The 13978-nt window shown below is 66.5% G+C and carries 26 protein-coding genes and 2 pseudogenes; all 28 read left to right on the forward strand.

Annotation, left to right across the window (positions count from 1 at the left end):
- Positions 1-154 (forward strand): elongation factor Tu (tuf, locus tag VGK32_14405; protein HEY3382964.1); only part of this gene is annotated, 154 nt, incomplete at its 5' end.
- A 45-nt stretch (positions 155-199) separates the two neighbouring features.
- Positions 200-538: a 30S ribosomal protein S10 gene (gene rpsJ, locus VGK32_14410; protein ID HEY3382965.1), complete on the forward strand. Its 339-nt coding sequence runs from the start codon at positions 200-202 to the stop codon at positions 536-538.
- A 94-nt stretch (positions 539-632) separates the two neighbouring features.
- Complete coding sequence (gene rplC / locus VGK32_14415) at positions 633-1310, forward strand: 50S ribosomal protein L3 (GenBank protein HEY3382966.1); 678 nt, start codon at positions 633-635, stop codon at positions 1308-1310.
- 12 nt (positions 1311-1322) lie between these two features.
- Positions 1323-1943: a 50S ribosomal protein L4 gene (gene rplD / locus VGK32_14420; GenBank protein HEY3382967.1), complete on the forward strand. Its 621-nt coding sequence runs from the start codon at positions 1323-1325 to the stop codon at positions 1941-1943.
- A 6-nt stretch (positions 1944-1949) separates the two neighbouring features.
- A complete protein-coding gene (locus VGK32_14425; GenBank protein ID HEY3382968.1) occupies positions 1950-2240 on the forward strand; it encodes a 50S ribosomal protein L23 in 291 nt (96 codons plus the stop codon).
- Between the two features lie 132 nt (positions 2241-2372).
- Positions 2373-3197, forward strand: a complete 825-nt coding sequence (gene rplB, locus VGK32_14430) for a 50S ribosomal protein L2 (protein HEY3382969.1) — start codon at positions 2373-2375, stop codon at positions 3195-3197.
- Positions 3198-3250: 53 nt separating this feature from the next.
- The gene (gene rpsS / locus VGK32_14435; GenBank protein HEY3382970.1) at positions 3251-3592 is read left to right on the forward strand and encodes a 30S ribosomal protein S19; all 342 of its coding nucleotides are present in this window, start codon (positions 3251-3253) and stop codon (positions 3590-3592) included.
- Positions 3589-3927, forward strand: a pseudogene (rplV, locus tag VGK32_14440) (50S ribosomal protein L22). Before rpsS ends, rplV begins: the two are co-directional and overlap by 4 nt.
- 211 nt (positions 3928-4138) lie before the next feature.
- Positions 4139-4828 carry a 30S ribosomal protein S3 gene (gene rpsC, locus VGK32_14445; GenBank protein HEY3382971.1) on the forward strand — a complete coding sequence of 230 codons (690 nt, stop codon included), beginning with the start codon at positions 4139-4141 and terminating at the stop codon, positions 4826-4828.
- 98 nt (positions 4829-4926) lie between these two features.
- Positions 4927-5352, forward strand: coding sequence for a 50S ribosomal protein L16 (rplP, locus tag VGK32_14450; GenBank protein HEY3382972.1), 426 nt, complete (start codon positions 4927-4929; stop codon positions 5350-5352).
- Positions 5349-5555: a 50S ribosomal protein L29 gene (gene rpmC, locus VGK32_14455; protein ID HEY3382973.1), complete on the forward strand. Its 207-nt coding sequence runs from the start codon at positions 5349-5351 to the stop codon at positions 5553-5555. Before rplP ends, rpmC begins: the two co-directional genes overlap by 4 nt.
- A 4-nt stretch (positions 5556-5559) precedes the next feature.
- Positions 5560-5868, forward strand: a complete 309-nt coding sequence (gene rpsQ / locus VGK32_14460) for a 30S ribosomal protein S17 (GenBank protein ID HEY3382974.1) — start codon at positions 5560-5562, stop codon at positions 5866-5868.
- A complete protein-coding gene (rplN, locus tag VGK32_14465; GenBank protein HEY3382975.1) occupies positions 5865-6233 on the forward strand; it encodes a 50S ribosomal protein L14 in 369 nt (122 codons plus the stop codon). Before rpsQ ends, rplN begins: the two co-directional genes overlap by 4 nt.
- A complete protein-coding gene (gene rplX / locus VGK32_14470; protein ID HEY3382976.1) occupies positions 6233-6565 on the forward strand; it encodes a 50S ribosomal protein L24 in 333 nt (110 codons plus the stop codon). The genes rplN and rplX overlap by 1 nt, the downstream gene beginning before the upstream one ends.
- On the forward strand, positions 6562-7104 hold the full coding sequence (gene rplE / locus VGK32_14475; protein HEY3382977.1) for a 50S ribosomal protein L5: 543 nt from the start codon (positions 6562-6564) through the stop codon (positions 7102-7104). The genes rplX and rplE overlap by 4 nt, the downstream gene beginning before the upstream one ends.
- 10 nt (positions 7105-7114) lie before the next feature.
- Complete coding sequence (locus tag VGK32_14480) at positions 7115-7300, forward strand: type Z 30S ribosomal protein S14 (GenBank protein HEY3382978.1); 186 nt, start codon at positions 7115-7117, stop codon at positions 7298-7300.
- 65 nt (positions 7301-7365) lie between these two features.
- Entirely contained in the window at positions 7366-7776 is a 411-nt protein-coding gene (gene rpsH, locus VGK32_14485) for a 30S ribosomal protein S8 (protein HEY3382979.1), read from the forward strand.
- A 115-nt stretch (positions 7777-7891) separates the two neighbouring features.
- Positions 7892-8428, forward strand: coding sequence for a 50S ribosomal protein L6 (gene rplF, locus VGK32_14490; GenBank protein ID HEY3382980.1), 537 nt, complete (start codon positions 7892-7894; stop codon positions 8426-8428).
- A gap of 151 nt (positions 8429-8579) precedes the next feature.
- Complete coding sequence (gene rplR, locus VGK32_14495; protein ID HEY3382981.1) at positions 8580-8954, forward strand: 50S ribosomal protein L18; 375 nt, start codon at positions 8580-8582, stop codon at positions 8952-8954.
- A 33-nt stretch (positions 8955-8987) separates the two neighbouring features.
- Positions 8988-9497 (forward strand): annotated as a pseudogene (gene rpsE, locus VGK32_14500) (30S ribosomal protein S5).
- 90 nt (positions 9498-9587) lie between these two features.
- On the forward strand, positions 9588-9785 hold the full coding sequence (rpmD, locus tag VGK32_14505) for a 50S ribosomal protein L30 (GenBank protein ID HEY3382982.1): 198 nt from the start codon (positions 9588-9590) through the stop codon (positions 9783-9785).
- Between the two features lie 121 nt (positions 9786-9906).
- Complete coding sequence (rplO, locus tag VGK32_14510) at positions 9907-10377, forward strand: 50S ribosomal protein L15 (protein HEY3382983.1); 471 nt, start codon at positions 9907-9909, stop codon at positions 10375-10377.
- A 44-nt stretch (positions 10378-10421) separates the two neighbouring features.
- Positions 10422-11816, forward strand: a complete 1395-nt coding sequence (secY, locus tag VGK32_14515) for a preprotein translocase subunit SecY (protein HEY3382984.1) — start codon at positions 10422-10424, stop codon at positions 11814-11816.
- 55 nt (positions 11817-11871) lie between these two features.
- The gene (locus VGK32_14520) at positions 11872-12546 is read left to right on the forward strand and encodes an adenylate kinase (GenBank protein ID HEY3382985.1); all 675 of its coding nucleotides are present in this window, start codon (positions 11872-11874) and stop codon (positions 12544-12546) included.
- A 3-nt stretch (positions 12547-12549) separates the two neighbouring features.
- Entirely contained in the window at positions 12550-13392 is an 843-nt protein-coding gene (map, locus tag VGK32_14525; protein ID HEY3382986.1) for a type I methionyl aminopeptidase, read from the forward strand.
- Positions 13365-13583 carry a translation initiation factor IF-1 gene (gene infA, locus VGK32_14530; protein ID HEY3382987.1) on the forward strand — a complete coding sequence of 73 codons (219 nt, stop codon included), beginning with the start codon at positions 13365-13367 and terminating at the stop codon, positions 13581-13583. Before map ends, infA begins: the two co-directional genes overlap by 28 nt.
- 96 nt (positions 13584-13679) lie before the next feature.
- Positions 13680-13793 carry a 50S ribosomal protein L36 gene (rpmJ, locus tag VGK32_14535; GenBank protein HEY3382988.1) on the forward strand — a complete coding sequence of 38 codons (114 nt, stop codon included), beginning with the start codon at positions 13680-13682 and terminating at the stop codon, positions 13791-13793.
- Between the two features lie 15 nt (positions 13794-13808).
- Positions 13809-13978: 30S ribosomal protein S13 (gene rpsM / locus VGK32_14540; protein HEY3382989.1), on the forward strand; the 170-nt coding region annotated here is incomplete at its 3' end.

A 13978-nucleotide genomic window follows, 5' to 3' on the forward strand; every position in this document is an offset into this window, starting at 1 on the left:
GCCGGAGGGCGTGGAGATGGTGATGCCGGGCGACAGCACGAGCATCCGGGCGGAACTGATCACGCCGGTCGCGATCGAGAAGGGCTCGAAGTTCGCCATCCGCGAAGGCGGACGCACGGTGGGCGCGGGCACGGTGACGGAGATCCTGGAATAGGGACGTAGTACGGGCGGTTCGCGAACCGCCCCTGCGGTGAACGCTATGTCAACACAATTCGGCGACAAGATCCGCATCCGCCTCAAGGCGTACGACGCCCGGGTGCTCGACCAGTCCACTGCGGAAATCGTGAACACGGCCAAGCACACCGGGGCGCGCCTGGCGGGCCCGATTCCGCTGCCGACCGAGAAGAACAAGTGGACGGTGCTCCGTTCGCCGCACGTCGACAAGAAGTCACGCGAGCAGTTCGAGATCCGCACGCACAAGCGGCTGATCGACATCTTCGAGCCGACCTCGCAGACCGTGGACGCCCTGATGAAGCTCGACCTGCCCGCGGGCGTGGACGTCGAGATCAAGGCGTTCGGCAAGGACAGTCGGAAGTAACGGGCAGGGACCAGGGTTTCGGGGAACGGGGATCAGGGAAGACAGCCCTGACCCCTGCCCTCTGGCCCCTGCTCCCCGGTCCCTGAGATTGACTATGGTTACAGGAATCATCGGCAAGAAGGTCGGGATGACGCAGTTGTTCGGTGACGACGGCACCGTGCAGCCCGTGACCGTCATCAAGGCCGGCCCGTGCGTGGTCGTCCAGGCGAAGACCGCCAAGAGCGACGGTTATGAAGCCGTGCAGCTTGGCCTCGTCGAGGCCCGTCCCGCCAAGGCGACCAAGGCGCTGGCCGGACACTACAAGAAGGCCAACGTGCCTCCGACCCGCGTCCGTCGCGAGGTCAAGATTGCGCCCGGCGGCGATCCCCTGAAGGCGGGCGACCAGGTGCTGGTCTCGCTGTTCAACGCCGGCGACCGGGTGGACGTGGTGGGCACGAGCCGCGGCCATGGCTTCCAGGGCGTCATGAAGCGCCACAACTTCCGGGGCGGTGCGGCGACGCACGGCTCCATGTTCCACCGGGCGCCCGGGTCGATCGGCGCCTCGTCCTATCCTTCGCGCGTCATCAAGGGGATGAAGGCTGCCGGGCACATGGGCAGCGAACGCGTGACGACTCGGAACCTCCGCGTCGCGCGCGTCGACGCGGAGAACCACCTGCTGATGGTGCTCGGCTCGGTGCCGGGCGCTGACGACGGGTACTTGATCATCCGGAAGGCCGTGGCGGCCAAGCCGGTGCGCGTGCCCCAGGTCGAGAAGCCGAAGGGCAAGAAGTAGCGAGCGAGAGCCATGAACCTGGACGTCGTCAACAGTCAGAACGAGAAGGTCGACACGCTCGAGCTGAGCGACGAGCTGTTCGGCGGGCGCATCGCGTCCCACCTGGTGTGGGAGTCGGTGGTGCACGCCAACGCCGCCGAGCGGCGTGGGACGCACAAGACCAAGACCCGTGGGGCCGTCAGCGGCACGGGGAAGAAGCCGTGGCGTCAGAAGGGCACCGGCCGCGCGCGCGTCGGCGAGGCGCGGAACCCGCTGTGGCGGAAGGGCGGCACCGTGTTCGGGCCGCAGCCGCGCAGCTACGACTATCGCGTGCCGAGGAAGGTCGAGCGCGGTGCGCTGCGCGCCGCGCTGGCGGCCCGGCTGGCCGACCAGGGCCTCGTCGTTGTCGACCAGTTGGTGCTGGAGACCACCAAGACGAAGGCTGCCGCCGAGATGCTCAAGCGCCTCGGTGTGACCACCAAGGGCCTCATCGTGGACATGAAGGTCGACGACAAGCTGGCGCTCGCGATCCGCAACATCGAGGGCGTCCGGCCCGTCGAGACCAACCGCCTGACGGCTCGCGACCTGGCGGACGGCGGGCGGATCGTGATGACCCGTGCGGCCCTCGAGCGGCTGCAGGAAGTGCTGGGGTAGGCGACCATGAAACTCACTGACGTCATCCGGCGGCCGCTCATCACCGAGAAGACGACGATCCAGCGGGAAGACGGCCGGACGATCGTGTTCCAGGTGGCGTCCGACGCGACCAAGATCGAAGTCAAGCAGGCGATCGAGAAACTGCTCGGCTCGAAAGTCGAGAGCGTGCGCACCACGCTCGTGCACGGGAAGGTGAAGCGCCAGGGCCGATTCTCCGGGCGCCGTTCCGACTGGAAGAAAGCCTACGTGCGGCTGCGCGAAGGCCAGAAGATGCCCGAGTTCCTGGAAGGGGCGTAGGGAGAACTGACGCAGTAACGGGAAGCGCAGAGCGGAGAACGTGACAGGCGGCAACGACCGCGACGCTCTCCGGTGCACGGTGGGGATTCTCCGTTTTCCGTTCTTCGTTCTCCGTTGGGAAGGATCAGGTGTATGCCCATTCGCACATACAAACCCACGTCGGCGGGGCGGCGGTTCCAGACGGTTCACGTCTTCGACGAGATCACGACCGATACGCCGCACAAGCCCCTGACCGAGCCGCTTCGCAAGTCGGGCGGCCGCAACAACCGGGGCGAATTGACGTCCTGGTGGCGCGGCGGCGGCCACAAGCGCATGTACCGGGTGATCGACTTCAAGCGCGACAAGCGCGATATCCCCGGGAAGGTCATCACGGTTGAATACGACCCGAACCGGTCGTCGCGGATCGCGCTGGTTCAGTACGCCGACGGCGACAAGCGCTACATCCTCCAGCCGAATGGCCTGAAGGTCGGGGACACGATCGTGGCGGGCGCGAACGTGGACATCCTGCCCGGGAACGCGTTGCCGCTGAAGAACATCCCGCTCGGCACGATGATCCACAACGTCGAGTTGCGTCCGGGACGCGGCGGGCAGGTGGCGCGCGGGGCCGGGTCGGCGGTGCAGTTGATCGCGAAGGAAGGGGAGTACGCCACGGTGAAGATGCCGTCGGGCGAACTCCGCAAGATCAACACGGAGTGCCTGGCGACGATCGGGCAGGTGGGCAATCTCGACCACGAGAACGTCTCCTACGGCAAGGCGGGACGCAGCCGGTGGCTCGGGAAGCGGCCGCACGTGCGCGGCGTCGCGATGAACCCTGTGGACCACCCGCTCGGTGGTGGCGAGGGCAAGACCTCGGGCGGCCGTCACCCGGTGACGCCGTGGGGCATGCCGACCAAGGGTTACAAGACGCGGAACCGGAAGGTGACAGACCAGTTCATCGTGCAGAGACGGCCGAAGTAGGCGCGGTTCGCGAACCGCTGCCAGCCGGCGGCCACCACCCGCGGAAGAGAATTATGAGCAGATCACTCAAGAAGGGCCCGTTCATCGACACGCCGCTGCTCGAGAAGGTCGAGGCGATGAACCGGGGCGGCGACAAGAAGGTCATCAAGACGTGGTCGCGCCGCTCGACCATCGTGCCGGAAATGGTCGGCCACACGCTGGCCGTGCACAACGGCAGGAAGTTCGTGCCGGTGTACGTGACCGAGAACATGGTCGGCCACAAGCTCGGCGAGTTCGCACCGACGCGCACGTTCAAGGGCCACACGACAAAGAGCGAGAAGGCCGCAGCGGCGGCTCCGGCGGCAGGACCCGCTCCGGCGGCGGCCACGAAGCCTGCCGGGGGTAGCGCATCATGATCCAGGCACAGGCAACAGCGAGATACATCCGCACCTCGGCGCAGAAGGCGGGTCTGGTGCTGGACCTCATCCGGGGACACGAGGTCAACAAGGCGCTGGCGCTGCTGCAGTACTCGCGCAAGCACGTGGCGCGTGACATCAGCAAGGTGCTGCGGTCCGCGATTGCGAACGCCCAGCAGAAGGAAGGGTTCAGCGGCGACGTCGACCGGTTGATCGTGTCGGCGTGCTACGCGGACCAGGGGCCTTCGATGAAGCGGATCCGCCCGGCTCCAATGGGACGCGCGTTCCGGGTCGTGAAGCGGACGGCGCACCTCACGGTGCAGGTGTCCGAGAAGGCGCAGAAGATCGGCGAGCCGGCCGCGGCCGCGCCGAAGCGCCGGGCGACGAAGAAGGCAGCGGCAACCAAGTAGCGCGGGTCTTCGGAAGTAGGCGGAGAGGCGGGATGGCGAGGGGGCGGACGACGAGCCGCCTGCGCCCGCTGCCTTCCGCTCCAGTAATGTAGGGCGGGTCTTCGGGCCCGCCGACCGATGAAACGAGGAGCGTCTCGTGGGTCAGAAGGTTCACCCGTACGGATTCCGGCTCGGCTTCAACAAGACGTGGCGGTCGCGGTGGTACTCCGATCGCGACTACGCGAAGCTGCTGCATGAGGACCTGGCGCTCAGGAACGAGCTCAAGCGGCGGTTCGCGCACGCGGGCGTCTCGCGCATCGAGATCGAACGCGCGGCCAACAAGCTGAAGATCGACATCCACACCTCGCGGCCCGGCATCATCATCGGGCGCAAGGGGGCGGAGGTCGACAAGCTGAAGGAAGAGGTCAAGCGCCGGACCAACCGCGAGGTGTTCATCAACATCCAGGAAATCCAGAAACCAGAACTGGATGCGCAGCTCATCGCCGAATCGGTGGCGATGCAGCTCGAGAAGCGCGTGGCGTTCCGTCGGGCGATGCGCAAGGCCGTCGAGTCGGCGCTGCGCTTCGGTGCCCGCGGAATCAAGGTGCGCGTGTCTGGCCGCCTGAACGGCGCCGAGATCGCCCGCTCCGAGTGGTACCTGCACGGCCAACTGCCGCTGCAGACGCTCCGGGCCGACATCGACTACGGCTTCGCCGAGGCCCACACGACGTACGGCCTGATTGGCGTGAAGACGTGGCTCAACAAGGGCGAGCGGATCGAGCCGCGCGTGGGGCGTGACGAAGATTATCGGGTGCCGCGCCGGCAGCCACGGGGCGAAGGGCGGTAGCTGACGCCGGATGGCCCTGGACTCCGGGCGCTGGGCGTTCGACCGACGACGTGCCAGAGCCGAGAGCCTAGTGCCGAGAGCCGGTAAGAAGGTTCCCTATGTTGATGCCGAAGAAAGTCAAGTACCGCAAGCAGCAGCGCGGTCGCATGGCCGGCAAGGCCTGGCGCGGGTCCGACGTGTCGTTCGGCGACTACGGGCTGAAGGCGATGGAGCCCTGCTGGATGACGGCGCGGCAGATAGAGGCGGCCCGTGTCGCGATGACCCGAGCCATCAAGCGCGGCGGCAAGATCTGGGTGCGGGTGTTCCCTGACAAGCCGATCACCAAGAAGCCGCAGGAAACCCGCATGGGCAAGGGCAAGGGCGCACCCGAGGAATGGGTAGCCGTGGTCCGGCCGGGCAAGATCCTCTTCGAGATGGAAGGGGTGACCGAGTTGGAGGCGAAGCAGGCGATGCGCCTGGCCGCCGCCAAGCTTCCGATCAAGACCCGGTTCGCGACGCGCTTCGCCCAGGAGGCAGTGTCATGACGAGCGCTCACGAGCTGCGCGAACTGAACGAAGACGACCTGAGGAACCGCGAGCGCGATCTGAACGATCAGCTCTTCCGGTTGCGGATCCAGAAGGCCATGGGACACCTCGACGTGCCGTTGAAGTTGCGAGAGATCCGTCGCGACCTGGCGCGCGTGAAGACGGTGCTCCGCGAGAAGACCGCCGTGGCGGGCAGGAGCTAGGACGATGGCTGACAAAGCACGCGTTCAAGGTGTGGTGACCAGCGACAAGATGGACAAGAGCGTGGTGGTCGCGGTCGAACGCCAGGTGCGCCACCCGTTGTACGGGAAGATCCAGCGCCGGACCTCGACGTTCCTCGCCCACAACGAGGGAAACGTCGCGAAGGTCGGCGACCTCGTCGAGATCTCGGAAGGGCGCCCGATGAGCCGCCGCAAGCGCTGGGTGGTGGTTCGCGTCGTCCGCCGCGCCGCCGATGCGAAGGCACGTGAGGCCGAGGCGCAGGTGGCCGCCAAGGGTGAGGGAGGTGCCTCATGATCCAGATGCAGTCGGTCCTCGATGTTGCCGACAACTCCGGCGCCCGCAAGATCGCGGTGATCAACCCGCTCGGCGGTTCGACCGGACGCTACGCGCGCCTGGGCGACATCGTCACGGCGTCGGTCAAGGAGGCGCAGCCCGACTCCGCCGTGAAGAAGGGCTCCGTCGTGAAGGCGGTCATCGTGCGGACGCGGAAGGAGCAGCGCCGGAAGGATGGCAGCTACATCCGCTTCGACCGGAACGCCGCGGTGCTGATCAACGACCAGAACGAACCGGTCGGGACGCGTGTGTTCGGTCCCGTCGCCCGCGAGCTGCGCGAACGCAAGTTCATGAAGATCATCTCGCTCGCGCCCGAGGTGCTGTGATGTCACGTCTGGAAACGCCGATCCGGAAGAACGACAACGTCGTGGTGACGACGGGCAAGGACCGCGGCAAGCGGGGCCGCGTGCTCAAGGTCGAGGCCTCCGCCAACCGTCTCGTCGTCGAGGGCGTGAACTTCATCAGCCGGCACACGAAGCCCAACCCGGGAAAGAACGTGAAGGGTGGCATCGCCAAGCGCGAGGCGGCGCTTCATGCGTCGAACGTGCAGCTGGTGTGCCCCGAGTGCGGCAAGCCGACACGGATCGGTCGCCGCGTGCTCGGGGACGGCCGCAAGGTCCGGTTCTGCCGCAAGTGCGAGGGAGTGGTGGACAAATGAGCCGGTTGAAGGAACGCTACCTCAAGGACGTCGTGCCAGGCCTCCAGAAGGAGTTCGGCTACAAGAACGTCATGGCCATCCCGAAGCTCGAGAAGGTCGTGGTGAACATGGGCCTGGGCGAGGCGACGCAAAACGTGAAGCTGATCGACACGGGAGCCGACGAGCTCGGCCGCGTCACGGGCCAGCGGCCCGTCACGACCCGCGCGAAGAAGTCGATCGCGGCCTTCAAGGTCCGCAAGGGCATGCCGGTCGGAACGATGGTCACGCTGCGCGGGGAACGGATGTACGAGTTCCTCGACCGGCTGCTGAACATCGCACTGCCGCGCGTGCGCGATTTCAAGGGCGTCTCCACGAAGGGCTTCGACGGCCGCGGCAATTACACGCTCGGCCTGCGTGACCAGCTGCTCTTCCCCGAAATCGACTACATGAAGGTCGACAAGGCCCGCGGGATGAACGTCTCGGTGGTGACGACGGCCAAGACCGACGAGGAAGCACGCCGTCTGCTCCAGCTCCTCGGGATGCCGTTCAGGACTTCATAGGATTCGACCAATGGCCACGACCGCGAAGAAAGTCAAAGAGCTGAAGACGCCGAAGTACAAGATCCGGCTGCGGCACCGGTGCCGGCTGTGTGGACGTCCCCGGGGCTACATCCGGAAGTTCGCGCTCTGCCGTCTCTGCTTCCGTAAGCTGGCGCTCGAAGGTGACATCACGGGCGTCATCAAGAGCAGCTGGTAAAACGCCGAAACCCCGAACTGTTCGCGAGAGCGGACCACCCGGGAGAACGACAAGGTTCACGAGTTATGACTGATCCGATTGCTGACATGCTCACGCGCATTCGCAACGCCGTCCAGGCCAAGCGGCCGCGCGTCGACATCCCGGCGTCGAAGCTGAAGGTCGAGATCGCGCGGATCCTCCAGAACGAGGGCTACGTCCAGGGCTTCAAGCTCGTGGAGGAGACCCCGGAGGGCGCGCGCACTCCCCAGAAGTTCGTGCGCGTCTTCCTGAAGTACGGATCGCGCGGAGAGCGCGTCATCACCGGGATCGAGCGCATCAGCCGTCCCGGCCGCCGCGTCTATTTCGGCCACGACGAGGTGCCGCCGGTCCTGGCCGGCCTCGGCATCAGCATCCTGACGACGTCGCGTGGGTTGATGACGGGCCGCGATGCGAACAAGGCGGGCATCGGCGGCGAGGTGCTCTGCAACGTGTGGTAGGAACTGACGGCTGCGCGGCCCGGTGATCGCCGGTCCTGCGCGCAACCGACCCGACCCAGTCGGATCCGGACAACCGTAGCGGCGCAACACGTTGCGCCGCTACCGAGAATCAACCATGTCGCGTATTGGAAAGAAACCGATTCCGATCCCGAAGGGCGTCACCATCCACGTGGCGGCCGACGCGGTCGAAGTGCAGGGGCCGAAGGGCAAGCTGCGCCAGATGTTCCCGCCCGGCATCACGTTCGAGGTCCAGGACGGGCAGTTGCTCGCCAAGACGGTGCGCGAGGACCGCGAACTGGGCAAGTTCCACGGCCTGGGCCGGAGCCTCGTGGCCAACGCCGTCACCGGCGTGACCGAGGGCTTCAAGCGCGAGCTCGACATCGTCGGCATCGGCTACCGCGCGGAGGTCAAGGGACGCCAGGTGGTATTCGCGCTGGGGTACTCCCATCCGATCGTGATGGACGTCCCGCAGGGGATCGACGTCGCCGTCGAGAAGCAGACGCACATCACGGTGAGCGGCATCGACCGCCAGCTCGTGGGGCAGGTGGCCGCCGACATCCGCCGGATGCGCAAGCCCGACCCGTACAAGCAGAAGGGCGTCCGCTACACCGGCGAGGTGTTGAAGAAGAAGGTTGGGAAGACAGGGGCCTAGCAACATGGCTCGAGGCTCGCGACTCGAGGTCCAGCGCGGGTTGTGCCGCCTGGGCCCTGAGCCCGGAGCCCAGAGCCGCGCGGACGGCCCGGCCGTCCGCGGTGAGGACCTCGGGGCCGGACTGGTCCCGTGAAGACACTGAGCAGACGATATGAGAATCCGGACGAAGGAAGATCGCCGCGACCGCATCAAGCTGCGCCTCCGCAAGCGGATCGTCGGGTCGGCCGCGCGGCCGCGCCTCACGGTGTTCCGCAGCGTGGCCCACATCTATATTCAGGCGGTGGACGACGCGACGGGGCAGACCCTCGTGGCCGCCTCGACCGTCGAGCCGGCCGTCAAGGCCAAGATGACCGACAAGGTGCGCGGCGGCAACGTCGCAGGCGCCCAGTTGATCGGCCAGACGATTGCCGAACGGCTGATCGCCAAGGGCCTGAAACGGGTGGTGTTCGACCGCAACGGGTTCCTCTATCACGGACGAGTCCGTGCGGTCGCCGAAGCGGCGCGCAAGGCGGGGCTGGAGTTCTAGGAGAAGGCCAGACCTCCTGACAGGTATCGAATTATGATTCGAACACGCGAGAAGATCGATCCGGCGCAGCTCGACCTGAAGGACACCGTGGTGTCCATCAACCGCGTCACCAAGGTCGTGAAGGGCGGCAAGAACCTGAGCTTCAGCGCCCTGGTCGTCGTGGGTGACGGACACGGCGTTGTCGGGTTCGGCGTGGGCAAGGCCCGCGAGGTGCCGTCGGCGATCAAGAAGGGGATCGAGGCCGCGAAGAAGGGGCTGATCCGCGTGCCGCTCATCGGCACGACCGTCCCGCACGAGATCGTCGGTCACTACGGGGCGGGCAGCGTGCTGCTCAAACCGGCGCCCGATGGCACCGGCATCATCGCCGGCGGAGCGGTCCGCGCGGTGGTGGAGGCGGCCGGGATCACCAACATCGTGACCAAGTCGCTCGGGTCGGACAACGCGCACAACGTCGTCCGCGCCACCTTCGCCGGAATGGTTTCGCTCAAGGATCCGGTGACGATCGCCCGCATGCGGGGCAAGACGCTCGAGGAACTGTCGGGCCGTCCGGCGGCCGCCGCGGCACCGGCACCCGCAGCACCGGTTGCGCCGCCGACCGAGGCCTAGACCCGGCACGGCAAGTGAGGATCGCTCATGGGTGAGAAGACAACCGCCGCTCGCAAGACGCTGAAGGTGACGCAGGTGCGCTCCACCATCGGCTTCAACAGGAAGCAGGGTGACGTGGTCCGCAGCCTCGGGCTCCGCCGAATCCGCCACACGATCGAAGTGGCCGACACGCCGGAGGTTCGGGGCATGTTGCAGAAGGTGCGGCACCTGGTGGAAGTGGTATAGCGAGGACAGAAGCGAGAGGCGAGAATCGAGAACCGAGAAGACAGTGGGGGCGGCCCTGGCAGTTCTTGGGTTTCAGTTCTCAGTTCTCACTTCTCGACCCTCAATTCTCGGGATGACTGATATGGATCTCAGCAATCTCAAACCGCCAAAGGGCGCCAAGCACTCGAAGAAGCGCATCGGACGCGGCCAGGGCTCTGGTACCGGCGTGACGGCCGGCCGCGGCGAGAAGGGTGCGAAGTCGCGTTCGGGCTTCAAGCACAAGCGCGGGTTCGAAGGCGGCCAGATGCCGCTGCACCGCCGCGTGCCGAAGCGCGGCTTCTTCAACCTGTTCCGCGTGGAATACGTCGTGGTCAACCTCGACGACCTCGCGGCCCGTTTCGACGCGGGGACCGTGGTGACGCCCGACCTGCTGGTCGAGCGCGGGCTGATCAAGGACGCCGACCAGCTCGTGAAGGTGCTGGCACGAGGCGACATCGCGAAGGCGCTGACGGTTCGTGCGCACAAGTTCAGCGGCAAGGCGGCTGAGAAGATCGCAGCGGCGGGCGGTACGGCCGAACCGATCGTTCCGGCCGAGACCGCGCCCTCCGTCTAGCAACGCACCGAACGACCCGGGTAGCCGGGCCGAGAGCCAGGTTTATGGTTGAGAGCCTGAGGAACATCTTTGCGGTCCCCGACCTTCGCAAGCGTGTGCTGTTCACGCTGGCGCTGCTTGGGGTCTACCGCGTCGGACACCACATCCCGACGCCTGGCGTGAACACGGCGGCGCTCGCGCTGCTCGCAGAACAGGCGAAGAACAACCTGTTCGGTCTGTACGACATGTTCTCCGGCGGCAACCTGTCGCGGGTCACGATCTTCGCGCTCGGCATCATGCCGTACATCAGCGCGTCGATCATCCTGCAGTTGCTGACGGTCGTCTGGCCGTACCTCGAGCGCCTGTCGAAGGAAGGCGAACTGGGCCGCCGGAAGATCACGCAGTACACGCGCTACGGCACGATTCTCCTCAGCGTCGTTCAGGCGCTGGGCATCGCGATCTACCTCGAGCGCCAGACGCAAATCGCGGGTGGCCTGCCGCTCGTCTACAACCCGGGCCTCGCATTCCGCCTGATGACCGTCCTCACGCTGACGACGGGCACCACGTTCATCATGTGGCTGGGCGAACAGATCACCGAGCGCGGAATCGGCAACGGCATGTCCCTGATCATCTTCGCAGGGATCGTCGTCGGCCTGCCCCGCGCCGTGATCGCCACCTTCGAACAGTTGCGAACGGGCCAGATGGGCCTCATTCGGCTGCTGCTGCTGGTCGTCCTGATGGTGGTCGTGGTGGCCGCGATCATCTTCGTCGAACGCGGACACCGGCGGGTCATGGTGCAGTACGCCAAGCGCGTGGTCGGACGCCGGATGTACGGCGGGTCGAGCACGCACATCCCCTTGAAGGTGAACACCGGCGGCGTCATCCCGGTCATCTTCGCGTCGTCGATCCTGGCGTTCCCGGCGACGATTCTCGGCATCTTCAAGTCGACGCCCGGCGGCTGGGCGGAATCGCTCACGCGGCAGTTGAGTTACGGCTATCCGCTCTACAACGTCTTCTACGTCACCGGCATCATCTTCTTCGCCTACTTCTACACGGCGATCATCTTCAATCCGGATGACGTCGCCGAGAACATGCGGAAGTACGGCGGGTTCATCCCGGGGATCCGGCCCGGCAAGCGGACGGCCGAGTACATCGACACGATTCTGACGAGGATCACGCTCGCCGGCGCGATTTACCTGGCGCTCGTGGCGATCCTGCCGGAGTTCCTGATCACCGGCTTCAAGGTGGCCCCGATTCCGTTCATCGGCGAGAAACTCGACGCGGTGCTGCCGAAGTTCATCACCGAAGGCATGAACGTCCAGTTCTACTTCGGCGGCACGTCGCTGCTGATCGTGGTTGGTGTCGCGATGGACACGGTGCAGCAGGTCGAATCGCAGCTGATCATGCGGCACTACGATGGATTCATGAAGAAGACACGGATGCGCGGGCGCCGCGGATAGGCGCCAGGCGGTACGGGCGGTTCGGGAACCGCCGCTGTATCGTCGGCGACGACATATGACATTGAACCTCGTCATGCTCGGCCCCCCGGGCGCAGGCAAGGGCACGCAGGCCAAACGGCTGGCGGTCGCGCGGCGCATCCCGCACATCTCCACGGGAGACATGCTGCGCGAGGCAGTGGCGGCGGGCACGGAGATCGGCCTGCGCGCCAGGGCCGTGATGGAGAAGGGGCAGCTCGTCAGCGACGAGATCATCGTCGGCGTCGTGAAGGAGAGACTGGCGAAGGCCGACGCGCAGTCGGGGTTCGTGCTCGACGGCTTCCCGCGCACGGTGCCGCAGGCGGTGGCGCTCGATGCGATCGTGGCCGGCCGCGACCCGCTGGTGATCGTGGACATCGCGGTGGCCGACGAGGAACTGGTGCGGCGGCTGACGTCGCGCCGCGTGTGCGGCCAGTGCGGGGCCAACGCGGATGTCGCGGCGCCCCTTCGAGAGACGCCCGGGCAGCCCGTGGCGAAGCAGTGCACCACGTGCGGCGGCGCGCTGACCCAGCGCGCGGACGATCGCGAGGAGGTCATCCGGGAGCGGTTGCGCGTCTACACGCGCGACACCCTTCCGCTGCTGGCCTACTACCTGTCGCGCCCGACGTTCCGGAGCGTGAACGGCGCGCAGGCGCTCGAGCGTGTCGTTGCGGATGTGGCGGCCGCGGTGGATGCGGCGGTTGGGGCGGCCTGACCGATGATTGTCTGCAAGTCGCCCGCCGAACTCGATCGGATGCGGGGCGCCTGCGACCTGGTGGCCGCAGTGCTCAGTGACTTGCGCGATGCGGTGCGGCCGGGCGTGAGCACGCTGGACCTCGACGCGCGGGCCGAGGCGAAGATCCGGGTGGCGGGCGGCACGCCGGCGTTCAAGGGCTACCATGGGTATCCCGCGTCGGTCTGCATCTCGATCAACGACGAGGTGATACACGGGATTCCCTCGGCGGCGCGGATCCTCGCGGACGGCGACATCGTGTCGCTCGACGTCGGCGCCGTGCTGGACGGGTACGTCGGCGATTCAGCCGTGACGTTGCCGGTCGGGTCCGTGCCGGACCGTGCGATGACGCTGCTGCGGGTGACCCAGGAAGCGCTCTACCGGGCGATCCTGCACGTGAAGCCGGGCGGCAGGGTCTCGGATATCGGACACGCGGTGCAGGAGCACGTCGAGGCCCACGGATGCTCGGTCGTGCGCGAGTTCGTCGGGCACGGCATCGGGACGGCGATGCACGAGGAGCCCCAGGTGCCCAACTACGGTCCGGCCGGGCGAGGCCCGCGACTGGCCGAAGGGATGGTGCTGGCCATCGAACCGATGGTGAACCTGGGACGGCCTGGTGTGCGGATCCTCGAGGACGGCTGGACGGCCGTGACGCGGGATCACAGCCTGTCGGCGCATTTCGAACACACGGTGGCCGTCACGGCGGACGGGCCACTGGTCATGACGGCGCGCGACGACGATCGGTTCGGTGACGTGCTGGCGGCGGTCGGCATCGAGACCCCCGAGGGGCTGGAGAACCGGTGGCGAAAGAGGACACGATTGAAGTAACCGGCGTGGTGCTCGAGTCGCTTCCGAACGCGATGTTCCGCGTCGAACTCGAGAACAGGCACCAGGTACTGGCTCACGTGTCGGGCAAGATGCGAAAGAACTTCATCCGCATCCTCACGGGAGACCGGGTCCTCATCGAGTTGTCGCCGTACGACCTGACGCGGGGGCGGATCACGTACCGGTACAAGTAGCGGCGGGCTTCAGACCCGCCACCACGCACTGCGGCATCGATGCGGTCTCGGGCGGCGGCACGCGCCAGGTCGCGGCCTGCGAGAGGATCACGAGTCATGAAAGTCAGAGCGTCCGTCAAACGAATCTGTGACAAGTGCAAGATCGTCCGCCGCCGCGGTGTCGTGCGGGTGATCTGCTCGAACCAGAAGCACAAGCAGAGACAGGGTTAGCCGAGGGAACAAGCTATGGCACGTATCGCAGGGGTTGACCTTCCGCGGACCAAGCGGATCGAGATCGGCCTGACCTACATCTTCGGCATCGGCCGCACGCGGTCGAACGTGATCCTCAAGGAAGCAGGCGTGGGTCCGGACATCCGCGTGAAGGATCTGTCCGAGGACGACGTCCGCAAGATCAC

This window comes from Vicinamibacterales bacterium (assembly GCA_036504215.1).
Classification (GTDB): domain Bacteria; phylum Acidobacteriota; class Vicinamibacteria; order Vicinamibacterales; family Fen-181; genus FEN-299.